Origin of the sequence: Psychrobacter sp. LFX-11D (assembly GCF_904846475.1) — a bacterium.
In the GTDB taxonomy this organism is placed as follows: Bacteria; Pseudomonadota; Gammaproteobacteria; order Pseudomonadales; family Moraxellaceae; genus Psychrobacter; species Psychrobacter cryohalolentis.
The window spans coordinates 283,106-306,583 of record NZ_CAJHAV010000001.1; the positions used below are offsets into that span (position 1 = coordinate 283,106).

The 23,478-nt window shown below is 41.6% G+C and carries 18 protein-coding genes; 16 read left to right on the top strand and 2 right to left on the bottom strand.

Annotation, left to right across the window (positions count from 1 at the left end; genetic code table 11):
- The first annotated feature begins 20 nt into the window (after nucleotides 1-20).
- The 7 genes from rnpA (at nucleotide 21) to JMX75_RS01265 (ending at nucleotide 7,114) form a co-directional block, all read left to right on the top strand.
- On the top strand, nucleotides 21-392 hold the full coding sequence (gene rnpA, locus JMX75_RS01235; protein ID WP_201530631.1) for a ribonuclease P protein component: 372 nt from the start codon (nucleotides 21-23) through the stop codon (nucleotides 390-392).
- A 1-nt stretch (nucleotide 393) separates the two neighbouring features.
- The gene (gene yidD, locus JMX75_RS01240) at nucleotides 394-768 is read left to right on the top strand and encodes a membrane protein insertion efficiency factor YidD (RefSeq protein WP_201530632.1); all 375 of its coding nucleotides are present in this window, start codon (nucleotides 394-396) and stop codon (nucleotides 766-768) included.
- A 218-nt stretch (nucleotides 769-986) separates the two neighbouring features.
- Nucleotides 987-2,681, top strand: a complete 1,695-nt coding sequence (gene yidC / locus JMX75_RS01245) for a membrane protein insertase YidC (RefSeq protein ID WP_011514771.1) — start codon at nucleotides 987-989, stop codon at nucleotides 2,679-2,681.
- Nucleotides 2,682-2,926: 245 nt separating this feature from the next.
- Complete coding sequence (gene mnmE / locus JMX75_RS01250) at nucleotides 2,927-4,363, top strand: tRNA uridine-5-carboxymethylaminomethyl(34) synthesis GTPase MnmE (protein ID WP_201530669.1); 1,437 nt, start codon at nucleotides 2,927-2,929, stop codon at nucleotides 4,361-4,363.
- A gap of 93 nt (nucleotides 4,364-4,456) precedes the next feature.
- Nucleotides 4,457-4,915 carry a transcriptional regulator NrdR gene (gene nrdR, locus JMX75_RS01255; RefSeq protein WP_020444555.1) on the top strand — a complete coding sequence of 153 codons (459 nt, stop codon included), beginning with the start codon at nucleotides 4,457-4,459 and terminating at the stop codon, nucleotides 4,913-4,915.
- A gap of 99 nt (nucleotides 4,916-5,014) precedes the next feature.
- Nucleotides 5,015-6,070, top strand: coding sequence for a bifunctional diaminohydroxyphosphoribosylaminopyrimidine deaminase/5-amino-6-(5-phosphoribosylamino)uracil reductase RibD (gene ribD / locus JMX75_RS01260; protein ID WP_201530633.1), 1,056 nt, complete (start codon nucleotides 5,015-5,017; stop codon nucleotides 6,068-6,070).
- Between the two features lie 372 nt (nucleotides 6,071-6,442).
- The gene (locus JMX75_RS01265; RefSeq protein ID WP_201530634.1) at nucleotides 6,443-7,114 is read left to right on the top strand and encodes a riboflavin synthase; all 672 of its coding nucleotides are present in this window, start codon (nucleotides 6,443-6,445) and stop codon (nucleotides 7,112-7,114) included.
- Nucleotides 7,115-7,251: 137 nt separating this feature from the next.
- On the opposite strand, the gene JMX75_RS01270 is transcribed toward JMX75_RS01265, so the two are convergent.
- Nucleotides 7,252-10,182, bottom strand: a complete 2,931-nt coding sequence (locus JMX75_RS01270; RefSeq protein ID WP_201530635.1) for a response regulator — start codon at nucleotides 10,180-10,182, stop codon at nucleotides 7,252-7,254.
- 278 nt (nucleotides 10,183-10,460) lie between these two features.
- Between JMX75_RS01270 and fmt the strand changes: the two genes are divergently transcribed.
- The 9 genes from fmt to JMX75_RS01315 all read left to right on the top strand — a co-directional run bounded on the left by fmt (nucleotide 10,461) and on the right by JMX75_RS01315 (nucleotide 21,748).
- A complete protein-coding gene (fmt, locus tag JMX75_RS01275; protein WP_201530636.1) occupies nucleotides 10,461-11,552 on the top strand; it encodes a methionyl-tRNA formyltransferase in 1,092 nt (363 codons plus the stop codon).
- A gap of 70 nt (nucleotides 11,553-11,622) precedes the next feature.
- Complete coding sequence (locus tag JMX75_RS01280) at nucleotides 11,623-13,197, top strand: transcription antitermination factor NusB (RefSeq protein WP_201530637.1); 1,575 nt, start codon at nucleotides 11,623-11,625, stop codon at nucleotides 13,195-13,197.
- 41 nt (nucleotides 13,198-13,238) lie between these two features.
- The gene (gene thrC / locus JMX75_RS01285; RefSeq protein WP_201530638.1) at nucleotides 13,239-14,660 is read left to right on the top strand and encodes a threonine synthase; all 1,422 of its coding nucleotides are present in this window, start codon (nucleotides 13,239-13,241) and stop codon (nucleotides 14,658-14,660) included.
- 336 nt (nucleotides 14,661-14,996) lie between these two features.
- Nucleotides 14,997-16,094, top strand: a complete 1,098-nt coding sequence (locus JMX75_RS01290) for a LysM peptidoglycan-binding domain-containing protein (protein ID WP_226939318.1) — start codon at nucleotides 14,997-14,999, stop codon at nucleotides 16,092-16,094.
- A gap of 54 nt (nucleotides 16,095-16,148) precedes the next feature.
- Nucleotides 16,149-17,372, top strand: a complete 1,224-nt coding sequence (dprA, locus tag JMX75_RS01295) for a DNA-processing protein DprA (RefSeq protein ID WP_201530639.1) — start codon at nucleotides 16,149-16,151, stop codon at nucleotides 17,370-17,372.
- Between the two features lie 98 nt (nucleotides 17,373-17,470).
- The gene (locus JMX75_RS01300) at nucleotides 17,471-18,115 is read left to right on the top strand and encodes an L-threonylcarbamoyladenylate synthase (RefSeq protein ID WP_201530640.1); all 645 of its coding nucleotides are present in this window, start codon (nucleotides 17,471-17,473) and stop codon (nucleotides 18,113-18,115) included.
- 143 nt (nucleotides 18,116-18,258) lie between these two features.
- On the top strand, nucleotides 18,259-19,230 hold the full coding sequence (locus tag JMX75_RS01305) for a TIGR01777 family oxidoreductase (protein ID WP_201530641.1): 972 nt from the start codon (nucleotides 18,259-18,261) through the stop codon (nucleotides 19,228-19,230).
- Nucleotides 19,231-19,565: 335 nt separating this feature from the next.
- Nucleotides 19,566-20,519: a metallophosphoesterase gene (locus tag JMX75_RS01310; RefSeq protein ID WP_227673084.1), complete on the top strand. Its 954-nt coding sequence runs from the start codon at nucleotides 19,566-19,568 to the stop codon at nucleotides 20,517-20,519.
- Nucleotides 20,520-20,599: 80 nt separating this feature from the next.
- Complete coding sequence (locus tag JMX75_RS01315; RefSeq protein ID WP_201530643.1) at nucleotides 20,600-21,748, top strand: metallophosphoesterase; 1,149 nt, start codon at nucleotides 20,600-20,602, stop codon at nucleotides 21,746-21,748.
- A gap of 32 nt (nucleotides 21,749-21,780) precedes the next feature.
- Here the strand turns inward: JMX75_RS01315 and JMX75_RS01320 are convergent, their stop codons facing one another.
- Nucleotides 21,781-23,232: an alpha/beta hydrolase gene (locus JMX75_RS01320; protein ID WP_201530644.1), complete on the bottom strand. Its 1,452-nt coding sequence runs from the start codon at nucleotides 23,230-23,232 to the stop codon at nucleotides 21,781-21,783.
- Nucleotides 23,233-23,478 lie beyond the last annotated feature (246 nt).

Below are 23,478 nucleotides of genomic sequence, written 5' to 3' on the forward strand. Positions count from 1 at the left end.
CTCTTATACTAGGTTGTACTATGTCTAATACTCCTCCAACGACACTAAATGCTCGCTTTACTAAAGAGCAGCGTTTACTCACGCCTGCAGCCTTTCGTGAGGTCTTTGACGCGCCTGAGCGTAAGCTACATCAGAGCCATCTGATGGCGTTTGTGCGTACTAATACTCATGAGCAGCCACGAGTCGGTATGGCGATCACCAAGCGCAAAGTCCCTACGGCAGTTGCGCGAAATCTAATCAAACGTCAAATACGTGAACAGTTTCGAATAAAAGCTTCTAGTTTAGAAAATAAAGATATTGTTTTTATTGTTAAAAGTTCCGTTAAAGGCTTAAGTAATAAAGAAATAAAAATGGAAGTAATTAATATTTTTAAAAAAATAGAAAAAAAATAACATGAATTTTTTTATAAAAATAATAAATAAATACTTATATAGATTAATATATAATTTTATAGCTTTTTATCAAAAAATAATAAGTCCTATATTACCTGCTCGTTGTCGATATTATCCAACCTGTTCAAACTATGGTAAGCAAGCTCTAGTTTGGTATGGTGTTTGGAATGGGAGTTTACTGTTATTAAAACGCATTAGTCGCTGTCATCCATTAGGGGGACATGGAATTGATTTTGTGCCTCTACCTTTGGCTTCTTATCGTTATCAATACTTGTCCCGTAATCTAGTAGCTCATGGACAGTTTCATGGTTTTTATGTTTATCGAGATAATCATGGCTATGTTACTCGCCTAAATCATATGATGAAATTGACCTAAGACGTAAGCTTTACTAGGCGTTTCAGCATATCTACCTAGTTACCCACAAGTTATCCACACTGTTGGTATCATTTAGAATCGTTTTTTAGTAAAATGATGAACATTTTATGTGATTGACTGCTGACATTACCGTTCACTATCTGGGCCAATGCTGTGTGGTGGTCATAACACATGCCCTAGTTTTTTTATTCCCTAATTTTTTAATCTAGGAAAGGTTTATGCAAAAGATATTTCGGGTGATGATCATCATTGCGATGTTAATCACCGCTTATCTGCTGATTTTGGCATGGCGTGATGATTATGCAGATGCCCCAGCTGTAGACACGGTGCCAGAAACTGCAGCTTCAGTAGGAGCCGATATTCCTTCTACTAGCGGTGCAGCAGGTGATATTCCAGTACAGACGCTACCTGTCGACAACGGTACAGTTGATAGCGCTGTGACTGCTACACCTGCTACTGATGCAGGACTAATCACAGTCACTACTGATCGTTATGACATCAAAATCAATCCAGAAGGCGGTGACATCGTTTATGCTGCGCTAAAGCAGTATGATGCGACCCTTGATAGCGATAAGCCTTTTGTATTGCTAGAAAACAACAGTAACCGCGTTTACGTGGCTCAGTCTGGTCTGATTGGTCAAAATGGTATCGATACTGCAGAAGGTCGTGCCAAATACAGCCATACCGCTAACAATTACGTGATGGAAAAAGGCCAGCAAACGTTATCAGTGCCGCTTACGTATAAAAAAGATGGCGTGACAGTCACTAAGACTTTTACCTTTACACACGATAAATATCCTATTGATATCAGCTATAAGATTCAAAATGCTTCTACAGCGGCGTGGCAAGGTCAGATGTTTGCGCAGCTAAAGCGTGATGATAGTAAAGATCCCGGTATGTCTGATAAAGGTGCGCTTAGTATGGCAACCTATTTGGGCGGCGCTTGGGGTACACCCGATGATCCCTATAATAAGCTGAAGTTTGGTAAGTTTAATGATGGTGAATTGACCACAACCAGTGATAAAGGTTGGGTTGGCATCGTACAGCATTACTTTGTGTCAGCATGGACGCCTGAAAACTTTACTGGTAAATTCTTTAGCCGCGAAACCGGTGATGATTACTTTATCGGTTTTAACAGTCAGCCTGTCAATGTTGCACCAAACAAGCAAGTAACCTTAAATGCGACGCTATACGCAGGACCAAAGGTACAATCTGAGCTTAAGGATGTAGCAGTAGGGTTAAATCAGACGGTCGATTATGGTCTGTTATGGCCAATATCAAAGATATTGTTTGGTATTTTGGATGGCATTCATAAAGTCATCGGTAACTGGGGCTGGTCAATTATTCTATTGACTATCTTAGTGAAGCTGGCATTGATGTGGTTCTCAAACAAGAGCTATTACTCAATGGCGAAGATGCGTGCGATTGCACCGCGCCTTGCTGCATTAAAAGAAGAGCATGGCGACGATCGCATGAAAATGTCGCAAGAAATGATGGCAATGTACAAAGAAGAAAAAGTCAATCCAATGGCGGGTTGTTTGCCGATTCTAATGCAAATGCCGATTTTCTTAGCCTTGTATTGGGTACTGGTTGAGAGTGTTGAGCTACGTCATGCACCGTGGATTTTGTGGATTCAAGATCTATCAGCGATGGATCCGTGGTTTATTTTGCCACTATTAATGGGTGCATCGATGTTTATTCAGCAGCAGCTTAATCCACAGCCAGCTGATCCGATGCAAGCGAAAGTCATGAAATTCTTGCCGATTATTTTCACCGCGTTCATGCTGTTCTTCCCAGCAGGTCTAGTACTATACTGGACTGTGAATAACTTATTTAGTATGACGCATCAATATATCGTCAATAAAAAAGTAGAAGAAGAGCAAAAGCTTCGTACGGTTAAGGTACTGGATTAATCATTTAATAGTTTAGAAGTTCAAAAAACCATCGCTACGGCGGTGGTTTTTTTATGGCCTTAATGTCATATCTGGTATGAATACCTACTTAAGACTACGCCATAGTCGCTGCAGTCAAGCTAGATGATATTGGAAAAGACTTACAATGAGGAGATTACGCTCTTTAAAGATTGTTTTGTCAGTGTGCGTTAAGCCGTCTATAATGGAGTTTTTAGTTATTGAGAGTGCTTGTGTATTCCCAAGAGTTGGCGTTAGCCGCCCCTGAGTCATCAAAAAATCTCGGTTTTTCGAGTCTACCTACCATTGCCGCTATTGCTACACCGCTTGGACGAGGTGGGGTTGGGGTTATTCGTCTGTCTGGCACACGTGCGTATAGCATTGCTTGTACGCTGACAGGTAAGTCAGCATTTAAACCGCGCATGGCGAGCTTCTGCCGATTTTATCAAGCAGATGGTACGGTTATCGATGAAGGGTTGGTGCTGTATTTTAAGGGTCCGCACTCGTTTACTGGCGAAGATGTGATTGAACTGCAAGGTCATGGCGGCATGATTTTGCAAAATCAGTTGTTGGCACGTGTGTTTGAGTTAGGGGCAAAACAAGCAAGTGCTGGAGAGTTCTCTTATCGTGCCTTTGATAATGATAAGTTGGATTTGGTACAGGCAGAAGCCATTGCAGATGCGATTGATGCTACCAGCGCCGCCGCTGCTAGCAGTGCTATTCGGTCACTCAGCGGCGAGTTTTCACAAAAGATTAATCAGCTACTTGAGCAGTTAATTCATCTGCGTCTGCATGTTGAAGCAGCCATCGATTTTCCTGATGAAGAAGACGTTGATTTTTTATCAGATGGGGTCATACAAGGTAAGCTTGAACAGACACAAGAAAAAATCCAGCAGGTCTTGGCGACTGCTAAGCAGGGACAATTATTACGTGATGGTATTCATGTGGTATTGGCAGGTAGACCTAATGCTGGTAAATCAAGCCTGCTCAATCGCTTGGCAGGGCAAGAGCGTGCTATCGTCACTGATGTGGCGGGTACAACGCGTGATACACTACAAGAAACCGTTGTCCTCAATGGTTTGACGCTACACTTGACTGATACGGCAGGCCTGCGCGAGACAGAAGACACGGTCGAGCGTATCGGCATTGAGCGCGCGCGGACAGCGATTGCTCAGGCAGATATGCTGTTAATGGTTTATGATGTAACCCGTGATCTTGAAGAAGAAAGTACCCCATTACAGCTCGCTGAGCAGCTATTTGGCGAGCTACCAGAAGCCAAGCGCTTGTTAATTATCGCTAATAAAAGTGATTTATTAAACAATAATAGCAGCAAAGAAATAACCTCTATTTCGCAACAACAGATTCATAATCGCGGTTACGAGCAAGTTAACGTTTCATGTGAAACAGGCGCAGGTATTGATGATTTAGTCGAAACTCTGTGTGCCAAAGTAGGGTTTCATCCACCCGAAAATAGCCTGATTGCTCGTACGCGTCATTTAGATGCATTAAGAAGAACGGCCGAATATTTAGCAGAAGCTCATGAGCAGCTAACCGTTTTTAAAGCGGGTGAGTTAGTCGCTGAAAGTTTGCGTCAAGCTCAGCATAGTCTGGGCGAAATTACCGGGGAATTTAGTGCAGATGATTTGTTGGGCAAGATTTTTGGCAGTTTTTGCATTGGTAAGTAATCTTATTTACGGTTATAAATTTGAATGATGTAGCTGTAAAGATGGGATTATGACTCGTTTAATAGTGCTTCATATAAAGACAAGGAAAGCCGTATGCATTGCCCTTATTGTAATGCGTCAGAGACAAAGGTAATCGACTCGCGTCTTGCTGCTGAAGGTGCGCAAGTGCGCCGCCGACGATCTTGTAATAGCTGTCAAGAACGCTTTACTACCTTTGAAGTGGTCGAAGTGGTGATGCCGCGTATCATTAAATCAAGTGGTAAGATTGAGCCTTATGATAATGATAAACTACGACGCTCAATTTTATTACCATTACAAAAACGTCCTATTACTATCGATGAGCAAGAAGGGATGATTAGCCGAATTGAAAAGCGTGTACGGCAAATGGGTGAGCGTGAGGTCAGCAGTAAAGTCTTAGGTGAAATCATTATGAGTGAGCTTAAAACGCTTGATGATGTTGCGTATGTGCGCTTTGCTAGTGTTTATCGTGACTTTCAGGATATTGATGCTTTTCATCAAGAGATTGCCAATATACGCCCTAATGATAAATAACATTGAGTTAAGGTTTTGATGCTTTCTTAAGCCTATAATTTTATGTGACTTCATGAAACCATTGATGATAATATCTCATCATTTATTAAGCCCTTTTTTATGTCAAATTTAGACCATTCTCAAGATGCGAAAGACCGCTATTTTATGATGCTTGCTATCGAGCAAGCAAAGCTTGGCTTGTATACCGCTCGACCCAATCCTGCTGTAGGGTGCGTCATTGTTCAAGCAGAGGAAGTTGTCGGTCAAGGCTTCCATCCTAAAGCCGGTCAGCCGCATGCTGAGGTATTTGCTCTAAAAGATGCTGGTATAAGAACAATTGGTGCTACCGCTTATGTCACTTTAGAGCCTTGTAGTCATACGGGTCGTACGCCGCCTTGTGCAAAAGCACTGATAGAGTCTGGCGTCATACGGGTTGTCGTTGCTGGGCTAGATCCAAACCCACAGGTGGCAGGTCGCGGTGTGAAATTGTTAGAACAAGCGGGTATTGAGGTGACGGTTGGTATCCTTACCGCGCAGGCAGAAGCGTTAAATAAAGGTTTTCTAAAGGCCATGCGTACCCAAATGCCTTATGTCAGGCTTAAGATTGCGACCAGCCTTGATGGTCGTACGGCGATGGCGACAGGTGAATCAAAGTGGATTACAGGTCCAGCTGCGCGCGAAGACGTGCAAAAACTGCGTGCGCAAAGTGGCGCTATCATTACTGGTAGCGAAACGGTTATTGTCGATAACCCTCAGTTAAATGTACGCTCTAACCAACTAAGTATAGCAATTGAACAAGTTCCACATCCTAAAGTGGTGATACTTGATAGGCGAGGTCGTTTAAAGCATGATCTACAGTCTGACTATCAGTTATGTCGTCGCCCAGATACCCTGTATTGGCGTGAAGATAATTTAAGAGAGTTATTAAGGGTATTAGTCACTGAGTATCAGTGTTATGACGTATTGATAGAAGCAGGTGCCAGTGTTGCTGGTAGCTTCTTACAACAGCAATTGGTAGATGAGTTGATTGTGTATCAGGCGCCATGTCTGTTAGGGCAAAAAGCGCGAGCGATGGTTGAAATTAACCCCTTATCGCTAGCGCAGCAGTTGCGTTTTGATATTCAATGTCATGAACAGCTTGGTTCTGATCTAAAATTGACCTTATTACCCATTTAATTGTTAATTATCTATCCACATTTTTAATGCAAGATATGATGGTTAGGAATAAATAATGACTACTAATATTAGTTTCACATGAAACTGTGTATAACTTTGTTCCACATGAAACTTTTGATTTTGATTAAATGTTATTTATATAGATAAATTATAGTAAAATCAAATACTTGCATAGTAGCGATTAGATATATAAATATTGAGTCAAAACAATATTAATTGTGGATAACTTGTTAATAACTAAGGCTTTTAAGCTTGCAGGTAAGTATTATCCATTACTTATCCACAGTTTATCCCGAAATATATGTGATATAGCACGTTTATTGCTGAGAAAAGCTATGTATAACGACAATAAAATAATGAGAAGAGGTTGATATGTTTACCGGAATTATAGAAAGTGTGGGAAAGGTTAAGTCGATGCAACCTACAGGCGGCGACATTCGCTTGACTATAGAGTCTGATGGCTTAGATTTTAGCGATGTGAAGCTTGGAGACTCTATAGCTTCTAACGGTATCTGTCTGACGGTTGTAGATTTCGGTCGTAATCATTACTCCGTTGATGTTTCACGTGAAACTATGGCGCGAACAGCGTTAGAAGATTTGAAACCGGGGCATATTGTCAACTTAGAGAAGGCAATGCTACCGACTACACGTTTTGGTGGGCATATTGTCGCAGGTCACGTCGATGGAGTAGGGGTCGTTAGTAAGTTGCAAAAGGATGCACGTTCTATATATATCGAAATTGAGATACCAAAAGAGCTGGCGCATTATACAGCGACGAAAGGATCTATTACTCTTGATGGTATTAGCCTCACGACTAACTTAGTGCGTGATAATATTGTTTCACTCAATATCATTCCGCATACAGCTCAAGTGACCAATATTGCACAGCATTGGTTGGTAGGAGACAAGGTCAATGTGGAGGTAGATATTGTGGCTAGGTATTTGGAGCGTTTATTAAATAAGTCGCAGGAAGACACTGCAAATATTAGCCCGCAAAGCAATATTACTGAAGCTTTTTTAGCAGATAATGGCTTTATGAAGTAAGTCATATTTGATACAACAGTCTTATCTTACTGCAAATTTTATATTAGCAGTAAGTGAGAAGTATGGAAGCTATCTTTTTTTGGCATGGTTTTGTGTAAGTGATCACTAACATCCTTTATGAGTTTTAGTGGTATTTTTTAGGGTTTAATTAGTGCTGTTAAGACGTCTTGTAGTTTATCCTTATTAATAGGTTTGGCTAAAAACTCATCCATACCTACCTTTAAGCACGCTGAGCGGTCTTCTTCAGTATTGTTCGCTGTAAGTGCAACGATAGGAATATCATCACCTTGCGCTCTAATTGCCTGAGTTGCTTGCAATCCATCCATCACTGGCATCCGGCAATCCATCAGAATAAGATCAATCTCTCGACGCTGCGCTTGCAGTATATCTAATGCTTGCTGACCGTCTTCTGCCACCACGCTACGATAACCAAGTTTGGCGAGCATTTTGCAGGCAATTTTTTGATTGGTAGGACTGTCTTCTACCACTAAAATCAGAGGTGAGATGATTTCATCAGACCTATTATCTGCTGACACTACAACGCTGTCGTTATACTTAATATCTGCTGCTTGTATGAGTATCTGTCTGGTAGGAAGTGTTAAGCGCAGTAGCTCAGAGAGCAGTAAATTCACATCTAGCGGCTTGGTTAAAAATCCATCACATCTATCCAGTAGTATAGAAGCGATACGGCGCTCAGACTTCATACTGAGTAATATCTTTGGTAGCGATACATTAGCCAATAAGTGATTTAATGTATGCTGTCTGTCAATATTGCTAGATAACGTATTTGCTAACTCTTCTTCTTTTATTTGTTCCTCTACCATATTGGCATGGATGCTTTTTTCATCTTTCATCTTTGATTGATTAGATAAAGCAAGCGTAATGCTTTCATAATAATCGTAGTCGAGGAGCAATATTGGAGCAAGTGTACGCTGGTTTTGCATCAGTTCGTCGTCGAGCTGCTGTAGGGTCACGCTATCAGTAGACGTAAAAATAGTGACTGTTATAGATAAATGGGTACATAGGCGTTTTAGATGTTCAGCGGCAAGTGGCTGATTGATGATGGCAATAAGATGCAATCGCGTTAACTGTTGATTGAGATGGTAGATGGGTTGGTAGTTTGGATTTTGGCAAGGCAGATAAAGATCAAAGGTACTTCCAATATCAGGTGTGCTGTGTAACTCTATAAAACCACCCAATAATTTAGCAAAACTATGAGCAGTTGTTAGTCCTACATCTGCTTGACTGACTTGAGTATGAATTTGGCTGGCTTTTTGCGAGTAACTCGACTGGTCTAATTGCGTGTTTCCTAGTTGAGCTGTTTGATTAAAATAACTATGAATTTTATCTCTCTGGGTTGTCTCTAAGCCAATGCCACTATCTTGAATACTAAAGCGAACCCAGTCATGCGCTGGGTTTGTTTTTTTATTGGTATTATTAGGCACTAATTTATTAGTTGCACCGTTCACTAAATCATTAACCAGAATGGTATTTTTGGCTGATAGTTGTTCTGTATTCACAGCTTCAATCGTCAGTACAACGTAACCTGAACTGGTATATCTAATAGCGTTATCCAGTAAGTTACGTAAGATTGTCTGCAGACGTTTATGGTCGGTATCAATGAGGCGAGGGCAATCAGGCGTGAAAAAGTATAGTAATTCAAGCCCATGTTGTCTCGCATCTTTTGTGACTAAATGACTGACATGTTGCCCTATTTTATAAATGTCGACAGTTTCAATATTCAAACGAGTTTTTCGAACTTCTATCTCCCCTATATCCAGCATCTCGTTGAGCATAATAAGCATAGCATGACTGGTTTCAATCAGAGTATTGACAATCTGATGCTCTTTGACAGTCAAAACGCTAGTATCAATCGGTTCCAAAGTATCAATCATAGCCTCTAATGGCAGCCGTAAGTCATGACCCATCGTTGATTTGAGTGTATTAAATTCATCGAGTTGTCGCTGTATTTCTATATTTTGTTGCTGCAGCTGTTCGTTTTGACTTATCAAATCATTAACATTATTCAGTAAGACTGTAAAACCGTGAACCTGACCATGCTCACCAAACCACGGGGTAATATGTAGCTGATAAGCTTTTTTATTAGCCAGCCCATGTACCATAAACGTACGCGTAACACGAAGATTTTCTAGTTGTTGCAGCAGTAACTGGGTAGATTCATCTTCAGTAAAAACAAAATCTGTTAATTTATAATTGCTGTCATTTTGAAAGGCAGTAGAGAATACTTGCTCAAAACGTTGATTAAAGAAGCTAATTTGACCTTGTCTCATAACCATCAGCATCGGTAGTGGGGCATGATCAACCAAACGCTCTAGGCGATGCTTTAGAGTGGTAATATGACGATGATTGTTATGCAATTGATAGTTAATCCGACTAAGTGCATGACCCAATTGCAAAAATTCAGGCGTAGATTCTTTGCTGACAAACGGTGGTGGTGTATACGCCTCTTTTGCATGACTGCTTAAGTTGTCGGTATAAAGCAGTAACTGTACCCAATTGGCGCGGCGTTTTAAGGTATATAGTAGTGCCAAAGTAAAAAACATGATGGCGGTCATTAAAGGCAACCAATAGCGATAAGATACCCAGTTAATATTGAGCGGCTTATGACGCAAAATGGTATAAAATTTATGACCACTTTTAAGCTCGATGGTCCCGACTAGTTTTTCGTTGGATAACGTATAGGTGCTATGAGTATTCTTATTTGATAATAGCGAAGTCTCAATGCTTGGAAACATAATTCCCGTAAATTCAGGTTCATCAGCTTCAGTTTGATGGTAAATGAAAGTTTGGCCGGAGGGCATCATAAAAATCAGCTGATAACTGATTCCTGCCAAAAAAGGCTTCTCTACTATCTTTTTAACGGCGGGGTTTATAGGATTATTAAGCTCGGAAATCTGATACTGCAGGGTATGAAACGTCTCTACACTGTGCTGCTTACTCTCATTCTTCATTTCATGAAACATGATGAAATAATACAATGACAACATGGCAAGTAATGTCAAAGTATAGAAAGCCAACAGGCGTTGCAGAGACTGAAATTGTGGCATAAAGGCATGACCCTAAGTCGGCATAATAATACACAGTAAATTTAAAATGGTTTCGTTAGATTTTACTGCTATATTCTTTATTATTAGCCTACAACAAAGCAATAAACAATATTGATAGCTAGCTAGTATATGACAATGTGAAAAATGAGACTGAATCTTATTGCTATTATAAAGATAATCAGGCGCATTAGTAGCGCTTGATTGTGGCTATTACAGTCATGGCACAACGCTACAAACTCCCCTATAATAGCTTTATTACTTATTAATACTGCCTAACTATGACCACACTTGCTTGTACTCCTGATGTATCTCTTAATAATGATAACTTTAAACCGACGTGTACAGAGCCGTTAAGAGTGGTATTTGCTGGCACGCCTGAGTTTGCCGCCGTGAGTCTTGAGGCATTAATCAAGCAGCAACAGGCATTGAATATCAGTATTGTAGCGGTCTATAGTCAGCCTGATCGTAAAGCTGGCCGCGGACAAAAGCTGGCGGCATCTGCGGTCAAGCAAGTAGCATTGGCACATGATATCGCTGTTGAGCAGCCAGAGACTTTTAAAAAATCAAGTATAGAAGGGGTGACAGCAAGGCAAACCTTGAAAGATTATCAACCCGATGTAATGATTGTTGCTGCTTATGGGTTGATTCTTCCTATTGGTGTCTTAAATACGCCGACTTATGGTTGCTTAAACATCCACGCCTCATTATTACCACGCTGGCGTGGTGCAGCGCCTATTCACCGCGCATTATTGGCGGGTGATAGTGAGACTGGCATTACCATTATGCAGATGGATAAAGGGCTTGATACTGGAGACATGCTTTATAAAGTCAGTGCTAGTATTGAGTCTGATGATACGGCTGCCAGCCTACATGATAAAATGGCTGAGCTTGGTGCGACCGCCATTATTACTGTGCTACAAGATTTACCACACTATCAAGCTCAGGCTATAGTACAAGATGACAGTCAAGCCAATTATGCTGAAAAGTTAGTCAAAACTGAGGGTGAAATTGATTGGACGCAGTCTGCCACTGTGATTGAACGACAAATTCGTGGCTTAACTCCTTGGCCTGGTGCTTATACCTTTTTGGCAGGTCAGCGTGTCAAAATTTTAGCCAGCTTGCCTGTGAATGCATCGCAACCAACCGATAAACAAGCAGGTACAGTTATTAGTGTGGGACGCAAGGCGATTTTAATCGCTTGTGGTCATAACGATAATATTGATATTAATATAGACGCTAATACGCTGCAAGCCAGTACTTTAGCGATCACTCAGCTACAGTTTGCAGGTAGCAAACCTGTGAGCGCCGAACAAATCTGCCATGGCAATCAGCTCAATGATGGCGACCAGTTTAGTAAAGAAGCGAAATAACTCCATTTAGATATACTTAATCCAAATCGCACAAGACGCTAACTATTAGACGTCAAGGAAATTCAATTTAATGAGACAAACCAGCACTGCGCCAAGAAACAACAAGCTCAAACCATCAAGCAACCTTATCATGAATGGTAGCGTCCGCGTTCGCGTCATTCGTACTTTACTGGCTATTCAAAATGGTCAGTCGCTTGCAAGCGTCCTTGATCCGTTACTAAACAGTTTGCATGACGGTGATAAAGGTTTTGCTCATGCGTTATTGCTAACCACGTTGCGCCAGTGGTATGCCCTTGAGCGTCTACTCGATAGTCTGGCTGATAACTCGATTGATGAAAAAGAAGTACGTACGACGATTCAAGTAGGTTTGACGCAGCTGCTCTATTTGCAAGTGGCTGACCATGCGGCAATTCATGAAACGGTTGAAGCAGCAAAAGAAATCGAATTTGCGCATGCGACGGGTTTAATCAATGCCATCTTGCGTAAGGTTGCTAAGAACCCAAGTAAGTTCCGTAAGAAGTGTGATAAAAAACACAGCTTACCGAATTGGCTTGCCTATCAACTTAAGCAAGATTGGAGTGAGCAGTATGAAGATTTGATGCAAGGTTTACGTCAACCTGCGCCGATGTTTTTGCGAGTGAATACAGCGGTTACCTCGGTAGAAGATTACCAGCAAGCATTAGTAGAATTTGAAGTTGAAGCAGATTTGGTTGAGCTAACCAGTGGTTTACAACTTGAGAAATCGTCGGCTACAGCGACATCTAATAGCATATTAACCCAAGGGTTAAGATTGCATCAAAGTACCGCAGTCAATGCTTTGCCTCAATTCGCTGAAGGCGCTGCTAGTGTACAAGATATGCATGCTCAGCTTGCAGCGCCGCTTATCCATAATGCTCTACTTAATAAACTGAGTATTAAAAACAATGATACAGACGGCGATGTAGATACAAGCAACGACGAAGTCCGTATTTTAGATGCTTGTGCCGCGCCCGGTGGTAAGCTTGCTCATTGGTTAGAATTAATCAGCTCAAATGAGTCTTCGTTGTTTCACGTGAAACAAGATAATGCTGAAACGTTGCCTGTGATTTCGAAAGTGAAGATTACTGCGATAGATAATGAAGCGCCACGTATCGAGCGCATTCATACTAATTTACAGCGCTTAAATTTAAGTCAGCACGACTTGAAGCAAGCTGAGAAAAACATCGAGCTCAATATCGTCTGTGCTGATGCGACGACATGGCAAGGGGCTGGTAAGAAAAAGAGCAAGCTCGTATTTGACGCTATATTGCTAGATTCACCTTGTACGGCGACTGGCGTGATTCGTCGTCATCCTGATATCAGTATCTTGCGTACTGAAGAAGACGTCGAACAAACCGCACTTTTGCAAGCCGATATCTTGCATAATCTATGGCCACAACTTAAGGTTGGCGGTTACCTGTTATATGTTACTTGCTCTATCCTAAAGCAAGAGAACGTCGAGCAGATGCAGGATTTCATGACTCATTATAATAATGTAGCAGCTGTTGAATTTAGCGACGGTTGCAACTGGGGTATCGAACAAGCGATTGGTCGCCAGTGCTTGCCCATTGATAGCGAAAGCGGTGATGGTTTTTATTATGCCTTGCTGCAGAAAACTGCTGAATAAACCGTTTCAACTAATAATCTCATTGTAGACAGGACAATCTAATGAAATATATCAGTACCCGTGGTCAGACAGCGCCGATGGATTTTAGTGATGTGTTATTAATGGGTCTTGCACCAGACGGTGGTTTGATGTTGCCTGAGCATTATCCGAATATTGATAGTGCGACGCTTACTGAGTGGCGCGCGCTGAGCTATCCACAGCTTGCGATGGCGATTATGCAGCGCTTTGCGACTGATATTCCTGCGACTGATTTGCAGGATATTATTGAGCGCACTTATACCGCTGATATATTTGGCTCTGATGAGATTGTTCCTGTTCGCAAGCTTGAAGACAATTTACATATTTTAGGCTTGTCGAATGGTCCGACACTGGCATTTAAAGACGTTGCCATGCAGTTTTTAGGTAATGCTTTTGAATATGTGCTCAAAAGAAAAGACGCGCGTATTACTATTATTGGTGCAACCAGTGGCGATACGGGCAGTGCAGCAGAATATGCACTACGCGGTAAAGAAAATATCGAAGTCTTTATGCTGTCACCGCACGGCAAAATGAGCGAATTTCAGCGCGCGCAGATGTATAGCCTGACTGATAAAAATATCCATAATATTGCCATCGACGGTATGTTTGATGATTGCCAAGATATCGTCAAAGCGCTACAACAAGATGCTGATTTCAAAGCGGCTTATAACTTAGGTACAGTTAACTCGATTAACTGGGGTCGTATCCTAGCGCAGATTGTTTACTACTTTAAAGCTTACTTTGCCGTGACTTCAAGTAACGATGAAAAGGTTAGTTTTAGTGTGCCATCAGGCAACTTTGGTAATATTTGTGCTGGTCACATTGCACGTGAAATGGGTCTGCCAGTTGATCGTCTAATCGTCGCGACTAATGAGAACGATGTACTGAACGACTTCTTTAATCAAGGTGCGTATCAGCCGCGTCCGACTGCCAAAACCTATATTACTTCAAGTCCTTCAATGGATATCTCTAAAGCTTCTAACTTTGAGCGTTTTGTTTATTTGTTATTAGATAAAGATAGCGCGCGCGTTCATGAATTGTTTGAAGGTGTGAAATCTGGTCAAGGTTTTGATTTGCCTGATTTGATGGAGGCGGTCAATACTCGCTACGGTTTTGCAGCAGGTAAGTCGACCCATAATGACCGTTTACAAACCATTAAAGCGCTTTATGAGCAGCATGGAGAGTTGGTTGATCCGCACACCGCTGATGGTATCAAAGTTGCTAAAGAGTTACAGCGCGAAGGTGAAGTGATTGTTTGTGCCGAAACAGCATTACCGGTTAAGTTTGCCGATACGATTGTTGAAGCAATAGGTCAAATAGATATTGCTCGTCCAGCCCATACTGAAGGTTTAGAGAGCTTACCGCAACATGTGGTGGTGCTTGATAATGATGCTGAGTTGGTTGCTGAGCAAATCCGTCAACAGGTCACGCCAAATCCTGCCTAGTCGATTTTATTTTTAGTTAATTGTTAAAATGAATATCCAGTTTAAGGTTACGCTATTGTAAAAAAGTGTTTATGATTGTGTTATGGTGGATATAATTGTAATATTAGAAATCGCGTCAGTAGGTCATCGGTTTACCAGACGCTTTTTTAGCAATCATACCTGTCACTCATATCAGTCACTAACACTGAATAGCTGCTCTATAGACGTTATGATAAGGTGCTATAAGTCTTTATTTTTCCTTAATTCTTTGTTGTTATTTTTAAATAAAGGTAAAATAAGCCAACTTAAGTAGCCTTGATTATGGCGCTAACAGCGTTACATATTGTGGATATAACCATGAAGATGAGCTTAAAAAATATCGTAAAAGCGCTATTGGTGACAACCTTTAGTGGTGCAATGCTGATGAGCACCGCCCACGCTAATAATCCACCGCCGACCATTAAAGCGGATGCGCCCAATCGCTATATTGTCAAAAAAGGCGATACTTTGTGGGATATCTCAGGACGTTATCTGGATAGTCCATGGCGCTGGAAAGAAATTTGGGCGACCAATAAGCAAATCAAAAACCCTCATCTTATTTATCCTAATGACGTTCTGATTTTATGCGTCATACAAGGTAAAACTCTGATCGGCGTTGATACGGGCGAGGGTTGTGCAGGGATTGAAAAACAGTTAACAGGTAATGTGGTGACTACGACAGTCGCTGTTACCTCTGCTGTCAATAGCATTCCGCCGATTCCTTGGTCTGCCATTCAGCATTGGCTTGATAAGACACTGATTGTCAATCCGCAAGATTTTAATACCACGCCTTATATTCTAGCCTCTAAAAAAGGCAATTTAATTACGGCTAGTGGTGACAAGGTTTATGCCAAAGGCGTGCCACTGCTTGTAGGTCAACGTTATGGTATCTACCGTGAAGGCGAGATGTATATCGAGCCAAAAACGCAAAAAGTCATTGGTTTAGAAGTCACACAAGTGGCAACGGGATTGGTTACGTCTACGGCAACCAATGGCGTGACGAGCTTGCAGCTTATCGACAGTTACGGTAAAGAAGTTCGTGAAGGCGATCGAGTATTTGTTGAATTAGACAATGCTATCCCACCAGTCTTTTATCCGACGCCTGCAACCGTTAATCGCGGTGGTATGATTGTTCGTGTGATGGATTCTATCAGCTCAGCTGCCAAAGGTAGTGTGGTGGCAATTAACTTGGGTCGCATACATGGTGCGAAGCCGGGTGATGTGTTGACTGTTTATCAAAAAGGCGCAGTCATACGTGATATCAAGGACAATGATACACCGGTACGTTTGCCAAGTGAGCCAAGCGGTATGGTGATGGTGTTCAATAGTTTTGACAATATCAGTTATGCTTATGTACTTGAGTCTGAGCTGCCACTGAGCATTGGTGATCAGCTGTTGCCACCTCCTTATTTATAACCCTGCCTTAAGTTTTAGCGAGCAGATCTTAAATAAGCCTATAAGAGTCATACGATGATGACGGTAGCCACTTTTACTTTATCAGATGAGCAGCGTGCAATACTGGCGCTGTGGTTTGAGTTAAATGCGTCATTATCCTCTTATCATAAACTCATTCATAACTATGATAGTGCGCAGCTTGCGTGGCAAGCTGGCGTAGAGTCGTGGCGTCAATTAGGGATTCATCATAGCCATTTAACTCGTCATGAACACCCAGAGAAAACGCGCGCCAGCATCGATACCATTCAACAAGCATTGATAGAAGAGAAGTACGGTCTATTATTTGCCGACCAACTTAATTATCCTGCTCAATTGTTAGAAATCTACGATCCGCCGCCGCTGTTATTTTATCGAGGTAATAGTGAATTGTTGCGTTGGGCGCAAATCGCTATTGTTGGCAGTCGCAAGCCGACGGTACACGCACAAAAAATTACCTTTGATATGGCACAGTATCTTGCACAAGCAGGCTACGTCATTACCAGTGGACTTGCCATTGGTGTGGATAAACGTGCCCATCTTGGCGCATTGGCACAAACCGATGTAGCGTGCCAAGGTCGGACAGTCGGCGTTATGGGGACGGGCATTGATGTTAATTATCCCAATCATCATGATCGTCTGTTTAGCCAAATTATTGAGCAAGGTGGTTGCATCATCAGTGAACTATTACCGCATACGCTACCACATAAGCATACTTTTCCACGTCGCAACCGCTTGGTTGCAGGGTTGAGCCTTGCGACCATCGTCACTGAGGCAACGATTAAAAGTGGTTCGCTAATTACTGCGCGCCTCACATCCGAGCAAGGCAAGCAAGTTTTTGCAATTCCAAGTCATATAGACAATAGTAATGCTGAAGGGTGCCATCATCTAATACGTGAGGGTGCGACCTTGGTTTATCATCCTCAGCAAGTATTGGATGATATCAGTGTGCAATTGCCAAGCCAGTCTAAGCAGCATCAACTTGATCATAATTCAAAAGCACAAAGTCTTGATAAGTCAGTATTTAAGCAGTCTGCTACCATTAAAAAAACAATAAAACCTCAGGAAGTGAAGCCAGCGCCTAGTATTACTGTACCTGAGCATCTAACCACCTTGTTTGAAAAGTTGGACTGGCATGGTCAAGATTTGGATGCACTTATCCTTGTGACTGAGCTTGTGCCCGCACAATTGATTGGGCAGTTGATGGAGCTAGAGCTATTGGGCGCAGTGACGGTCCAAGGTGGACGCTATTTACGTATTTAATGATACTGATGTTTTTAAATATACTTGCAGCACTGCATTTTTTGTAAAATAAATTCACGCTATCTCTTTTCATTCTCTTTGTTCTAAAGGCATTATTTATGTCCTTATCTACACCTCTTATTACTGACTCTACTATACAAGCAGCTACTTGGCTTAAAAAGGGGCAGCTACTTGCTTACCCAACCGAAAGTGTGTGGGGCATTGGTTGTGACCCATTCAATAAGCAAGCAGTCATGCGGCTACTTAATATCAAGCAGCGTCCAATAGAGAAGGGGATGATTGTGGTCACTGATAGTCCCAGCCGCATTACGGCTCTGCTAGAAGGTTTGAGTATTGACCAACGTCAAAGGGTGCTTGATAGCTGGCAAGCTGATTCGAAAGACGCTACTGTCAAACAAGCGCATACTTGGCTACTACCTATTCCAAAAAATCTGCCGATTACTATTCCATCGTGGATTACGGGTACTCATGGTAGTGTTGCCGTACGTGTGATTGATCATCCATTGGTTAAGCAACTGTGCGCGCAAATGGTGTCAGTTAGCAATCCTTACGGTTTTGTCGTCTCAACAAGCTGCAACCCATCAGGAAAGCCACCTGCTCTGTCACTCATCGAAGCACAGAGTTATTTCTTAGGTGACAATGTAAACTCAAATGAGTGCGTTGGTTATCTTAAAGGGGAAACACTAGGCTATCAATTGCCAAGCCAAATAGGCGATGCATTGACAGGACAAGTTATTCGATAGTCTAATATTTAATAGCTAAAATTTCGTATCACTATCTCCGATTCTCATTACTCAGCCATAACGTCTACACTTGTCCCCTTGTTTTCATCGCGTGCTTTTTGTCACACTGATGAGAATATAATCAATAATAAGGATAATAAGTGATGAATATTCTAATTAGCGGTGGTTCGGGATTTTTGGGTAGTGCTTTTAGCCAAGAGCTCTTGATGCGCTACCAACAGATGGGAAAAGCGTTACAGATTACTTGGTTGACCCGTGATAGTAATCAAGCACATCCTAGTGATATCACAATGATGACCTATGATGAACTTGCAAATTCAGATGCATACTTTGATGTGATTTTAAATCTAGCTGGCGCAGGTATTGCTGATGCGCGCTGGAGTGACGATCGTAAAGAGCAATTGCTAGCCAGTCGAATGAAGCCGACAAAAGATATACTGGCATTTGTTGCCCGCAGTCATGTAAAGCCAAAATTGCTTGTTAGTGGTTCAGCGATTGGTTGGTATGGCAATCAAGGCGATAAACCCTTGACCGAGAGCAGTGGTTTCCAGACAGATTTTGCCCATCAGTTATGCGATGACTGGGAGCAACTGGCGCTACAAGCAACTGAGTTTGGTGTGCCAGTGACGCTTGTACGTACGGGTGTGGTCATCCATCCTACAGGCGGTATGCTTAGCAAGCTCTTAACCCCTTTTAAAATAGGTGTTGGTGGGCAGTTAGGTAATGGTCAACAAATCATGAGTTGGATCAGTCGTGATGATTGGGTAGTGGCAGTAACATTTATTATAGAGCAGCAGCTTAACGATAGTACTTTTCAGGTTAATGAGAATACGCGGACTGCTCGCCATACACCAAGCAATAAAGTCGCGAAAATTTATAATCTAACCGCGCCAAATCCTGTCACTAATCATACTTTTACCAAAACATTAGGCGCTTGGCTACATCGTCCGACCTTTTTTACTTTGCCGGAGTTTTTACTTAAGTTGATATTTGGTGAAATGTCGACACTGCTTATTGATGGACAGAAGGTGCTGCCGAAAGCCTTGCTTGATGGTGGGTTTGAGTTTAAACATCAAACGCTTAAAGAAGCCTTGGAACAACAAGCAGTAAAATAGTCCTCATCAAATCTGGCATAATAAATCTATAGTAAGCGCTATAGCTATTTCATAGACTAAAAAAGCGGATTGTTTCACATGAAACAATCCGCTTTTTTGGTTTTTATAAAGGGATAAAAACATAAATAGTGTCAGGTTTCAATAAACAAAAACTCTGTCTTCAACAGGTAAGAATATTGACGTACTATACGTGCGTCTTTGGCTGGTTAAATTTTGTTATGTGGCTTTTTATTATAGGTACGCAACTACTGGCGTTTATGACGAGTATGATATTTTGGTGGTTAATCAAACCAAAATCTCGCTTTAGTCGTATAAGTTTAGTCCTCAGTATTTTTGTGATTAATAATACTTTTCTTATCTACGGGCTGAGTGAGTTTTGGCGAGAGCGCTTTCATGTCTATCTGGCCGCCAGTATTTTGCAAGGCTTTCTGTTGTATGCTGGTTTGGTCACCGCTATCATTGCTATTATTTATACTCAGGTTTTTAAACGGAAGCTCAATAACGTATCCATTCGCGCGTTTGCAGTCGCTGTTTATACGGGAATTATAAGCTTGGCAGTATTTAATGCCTACTCTCCAGTCATTCATCATTTGACGGTAAAAACGGACAAAAACTTAGTCAAACCGATGAGAATAGCCTTAGTTTCTGATACCCATTTGGGTAGATGGTTTGGTAATCAGCAGATAGATAAAATGGTTGCGCTAATAGATGGGCAAAATCCTGATGTGGTGCTCATCGCCGGTGACGTCATGAACGACTCTACTGATGCTTATGATAAAACCAATATGCATGAGCATTTATCAAAATTAAGAGCGCCACTTGGTGTCTATGCAACTTTGGGTAATCATGATTACTCTGGTAATGAGATTGCGATTGCCGAAGCGATTGAGCGTGCTGGCATACAGGTGATTGATAATACAAGCGTATGGTTGGATGATGCTGTATTGCTGGTTGGGCGTTCAGATGCGACAGACCCTAAGCGTCCTGCGGCAGCAGATTTGATGGGTGACATTCAAACTGATAAACCAGTGCTGTTTTTGGAGCATAGTCCTGAAGCTTTAGCAGAAATAAAGGACTTGCCGGTTGATTTACATTTATCAGGGCATACCCATGGCGGTCAAATATTTCCTTTAACCGTTTTACTAAAATGGTTTACGCCTTTGGTTTATGGCTTTAAAGCAGTAAATGGTAGCCAGTTTTTGGTCACTTCAGGCTATGGTATCGGGGCGGTGCCATTTAGGCTAGGGACGCGCTCTGAGATTTGGTTGATTACTTTACAACCGACCTAATGCGCTTCAATATATTGTGATTAAATGAATTTAGCTCAGAATAAACACACAGTGCTTAAACCCCGCTCAAGGATTTCCTCATGCGTTACGCCTTTATTCTCACCATTATTGTGCTGCTAGAGCTTTTTAGCACGGGTGCAGCGCTCAGCTTGCAGTGGTGGCTGCAGCCTTGGATAGATTCTACAACTACATCGATTGCGGTATGGATAGGGGTGTTTTTAATCACTCATGTTTTATTATTACTAATCGTTACCAAGCTATTTTCTAATAGCTATCGCTGGATGAGTGGTTGGATGTTGGTAATGCATTTCATGATGCTGACTGCGGTAGCGACTGGTATATTGTATGGAGGGTCTTGGTTTTTAATCCCTTTGCTTGATAGTACGCTTGACCATTCAGAGACAATTACTACTGGATTACGCATTTTTGCGCTGTTGTTTTTTATAGGGCTATTTGCATATGCTTTATATAGCGCTTATATACCTGTTGTGCGTGAGCTGTCGATTCATATTCATAAATCTTTAAACAATCCATTGCGTATCGCGGTCGCTAGTGATTTACATTTAGGTCGGCTATTTGGTAATAAAGCCATTGAGCGGCTGCATATCATGCTAAGCAAGTATCAAGCAGATATCTTATTGATGCCGGGCGATATCATGGATGACAATACACAGGCATTTAACACTTATAATATGAAAGATAGCTTGGCAAAACTTGTCGCCAGTTTGCCATATGGTGTCTATGCGACGTTGGGTAATCATGATTTATATGGTCATGAGCAGCCCATTAGCGACTCTTTACGCGCGGCGGGCGTGCAGTTATTAAATGATGAAGCAACACACTTCAGCCATCAAGGAGAAGTGGTATGGCTTATGGGACGCTTTGATAATCACAAGCGTCAGCGCGTCGCAACGACTGAGCTGCTCGCACAAGTAAATAGTGCTGAGCCAGTGGTTCTTTTAGATCACAGACCCAGCGCTATCATCGAACACAGTCAGCTACCAATAGATTTACAAGTATCAGGACATACCCATAACGGTCAAATATTCCCTGCTAATTTTATCGTCAGCGTGATTAACCGTTTAGGTTATGGCTATGAAGCCATTGGCAAAGGACATTTTGTGGTGTCCTCAGGCTATGGATTTTGGGGGATACCGTTTCGACTAGGCTCCCGATCAGAGATTTGGATCATTAATCTTATAGGTACCAATATAGGTACTCAAATTTAAGATCAATAAGCACTCAAATATTAAAATTCTCATTAAGCGCTCAATAGCGCCCTTGTTTTTATAATTTCACGCACAAAATTAGCAAATCCTGTGATGATGTGCTGAGTTTCTTGCCCTAATCTTTGGTGAACGCTCATAAAGTGAATAAATCCATGCGGTGCGCCAAGTACCGTATGGGTTTGTACGGCTATACCATAACTCTTTAGCTGATTGGCATAAGCAAACGCTTCATCACGTAAGACATCTAATTCTGCCGCAACGACATAACTGGGGCAAACCTGTCGATTGTCCCCAAGCATCGGTGAGGTCAGGATATGCTGACGCGGTAACGGACTATTTTCTAAACAAGCGGCATCAAAAATGGCAACATCAGCATGGTCGAGTAATAGACCTTCACCATATAACTCCCAGCTTGGATAATCGGTCTCAATATCGGTCACAGGATATAATGGCATCTGTGCCATAGGATGTGGTAAACCTTGTAATATATCAAAGGTCTTTTGACCTTCATCACCTAGATCTAACCAAGCCTCTTTATTTGGCGTGATGATTTGCTGAGCCATCAAAGTAGATAATCCACCACCTGCGCTATCACCTGCTAATACAATGCGTGATGGCAAAGCACCAAATTCTTCACAATGTTCAGCCAACCAAGCATAGGCACTGATACAGTCTCTTACGGCAGCAGGGGCAGGGTGTTCAGGTGCTAAGCGATAATCAACACTAACGACCGGCCAACCCGTCTGTTCACAAATGGCATGACAAAATTCATGATGGGTATTAAGGTCACCAATACAAAATCCACCACCATGAAAAAACAATAGCACGGTCTCATCAGGATTACTGGTTTGCTCTTTTTTAAAGCCAAAACCATTATCAGAGGTCTCATTTTGATAGCAGCGAATGGTCATATCACTGTCGTCGGCATTGGCAATCGTTCTATCTTGCCAACTGATAGCGCTATCGCCTTTTTTATGAAACTGTTTTAAATTGCTAAGCAAGTTGTCAGAAGCCTGCTGCCATACTTTTGGTGCTTGCATAGCGACCGCATCTGTTGCAAAGCGTTTACGCAGCTCAGACATCTCTATCAGCTGCAAAGGCGTTTTTAGCTTGCTATTGACTGCAAGTATTAAGCGCAGATGGGCATCAACATGCAAATATTGCTTTGAAGTAGGTCCATCTAAACACTTTATCAAACTCTCAAGAATCGGCGTAGGTAAGCAGCCAAAGCTTTTTATGGCATAGTGCAGTAGATGCGGTTGATAGTTGGTCATCAGATGGTGCTCGAGTATCTTTTCTTTGATAGATAAGCTTTTATCCTCGCGACTATTTTGCAAGGCACTCTCTTCTAGATCCATTATTTCAGCTGATACATTGATATCAGTGCTTTTGGGATTCTTATCTTGTCCAAATGACATAAGATTTAGGGTCTTCACCGCTTTATTGAGTAAGGTGTTGACTGATAGTACTGTTGAATTAGACATAACACCTCTTAAAAATCATGGTGAGTACTTATTAATGGTAAGTACTCACTGTTAGTATTTTGCTAATATTTGGCAAATGTGTAATGACTGTTATGCAGTCAATTTTGATTATAGCAATCATAAAATAATCAAAAATTAAGTTGGGTATTCTTTGGTAATAGTTTGGGTACAAAGCGTAAAGGATTGGGAATAAATGACGACTTTTTGTACCTTTTGTTGGCTTAACTACATATTTATGGTTAATAA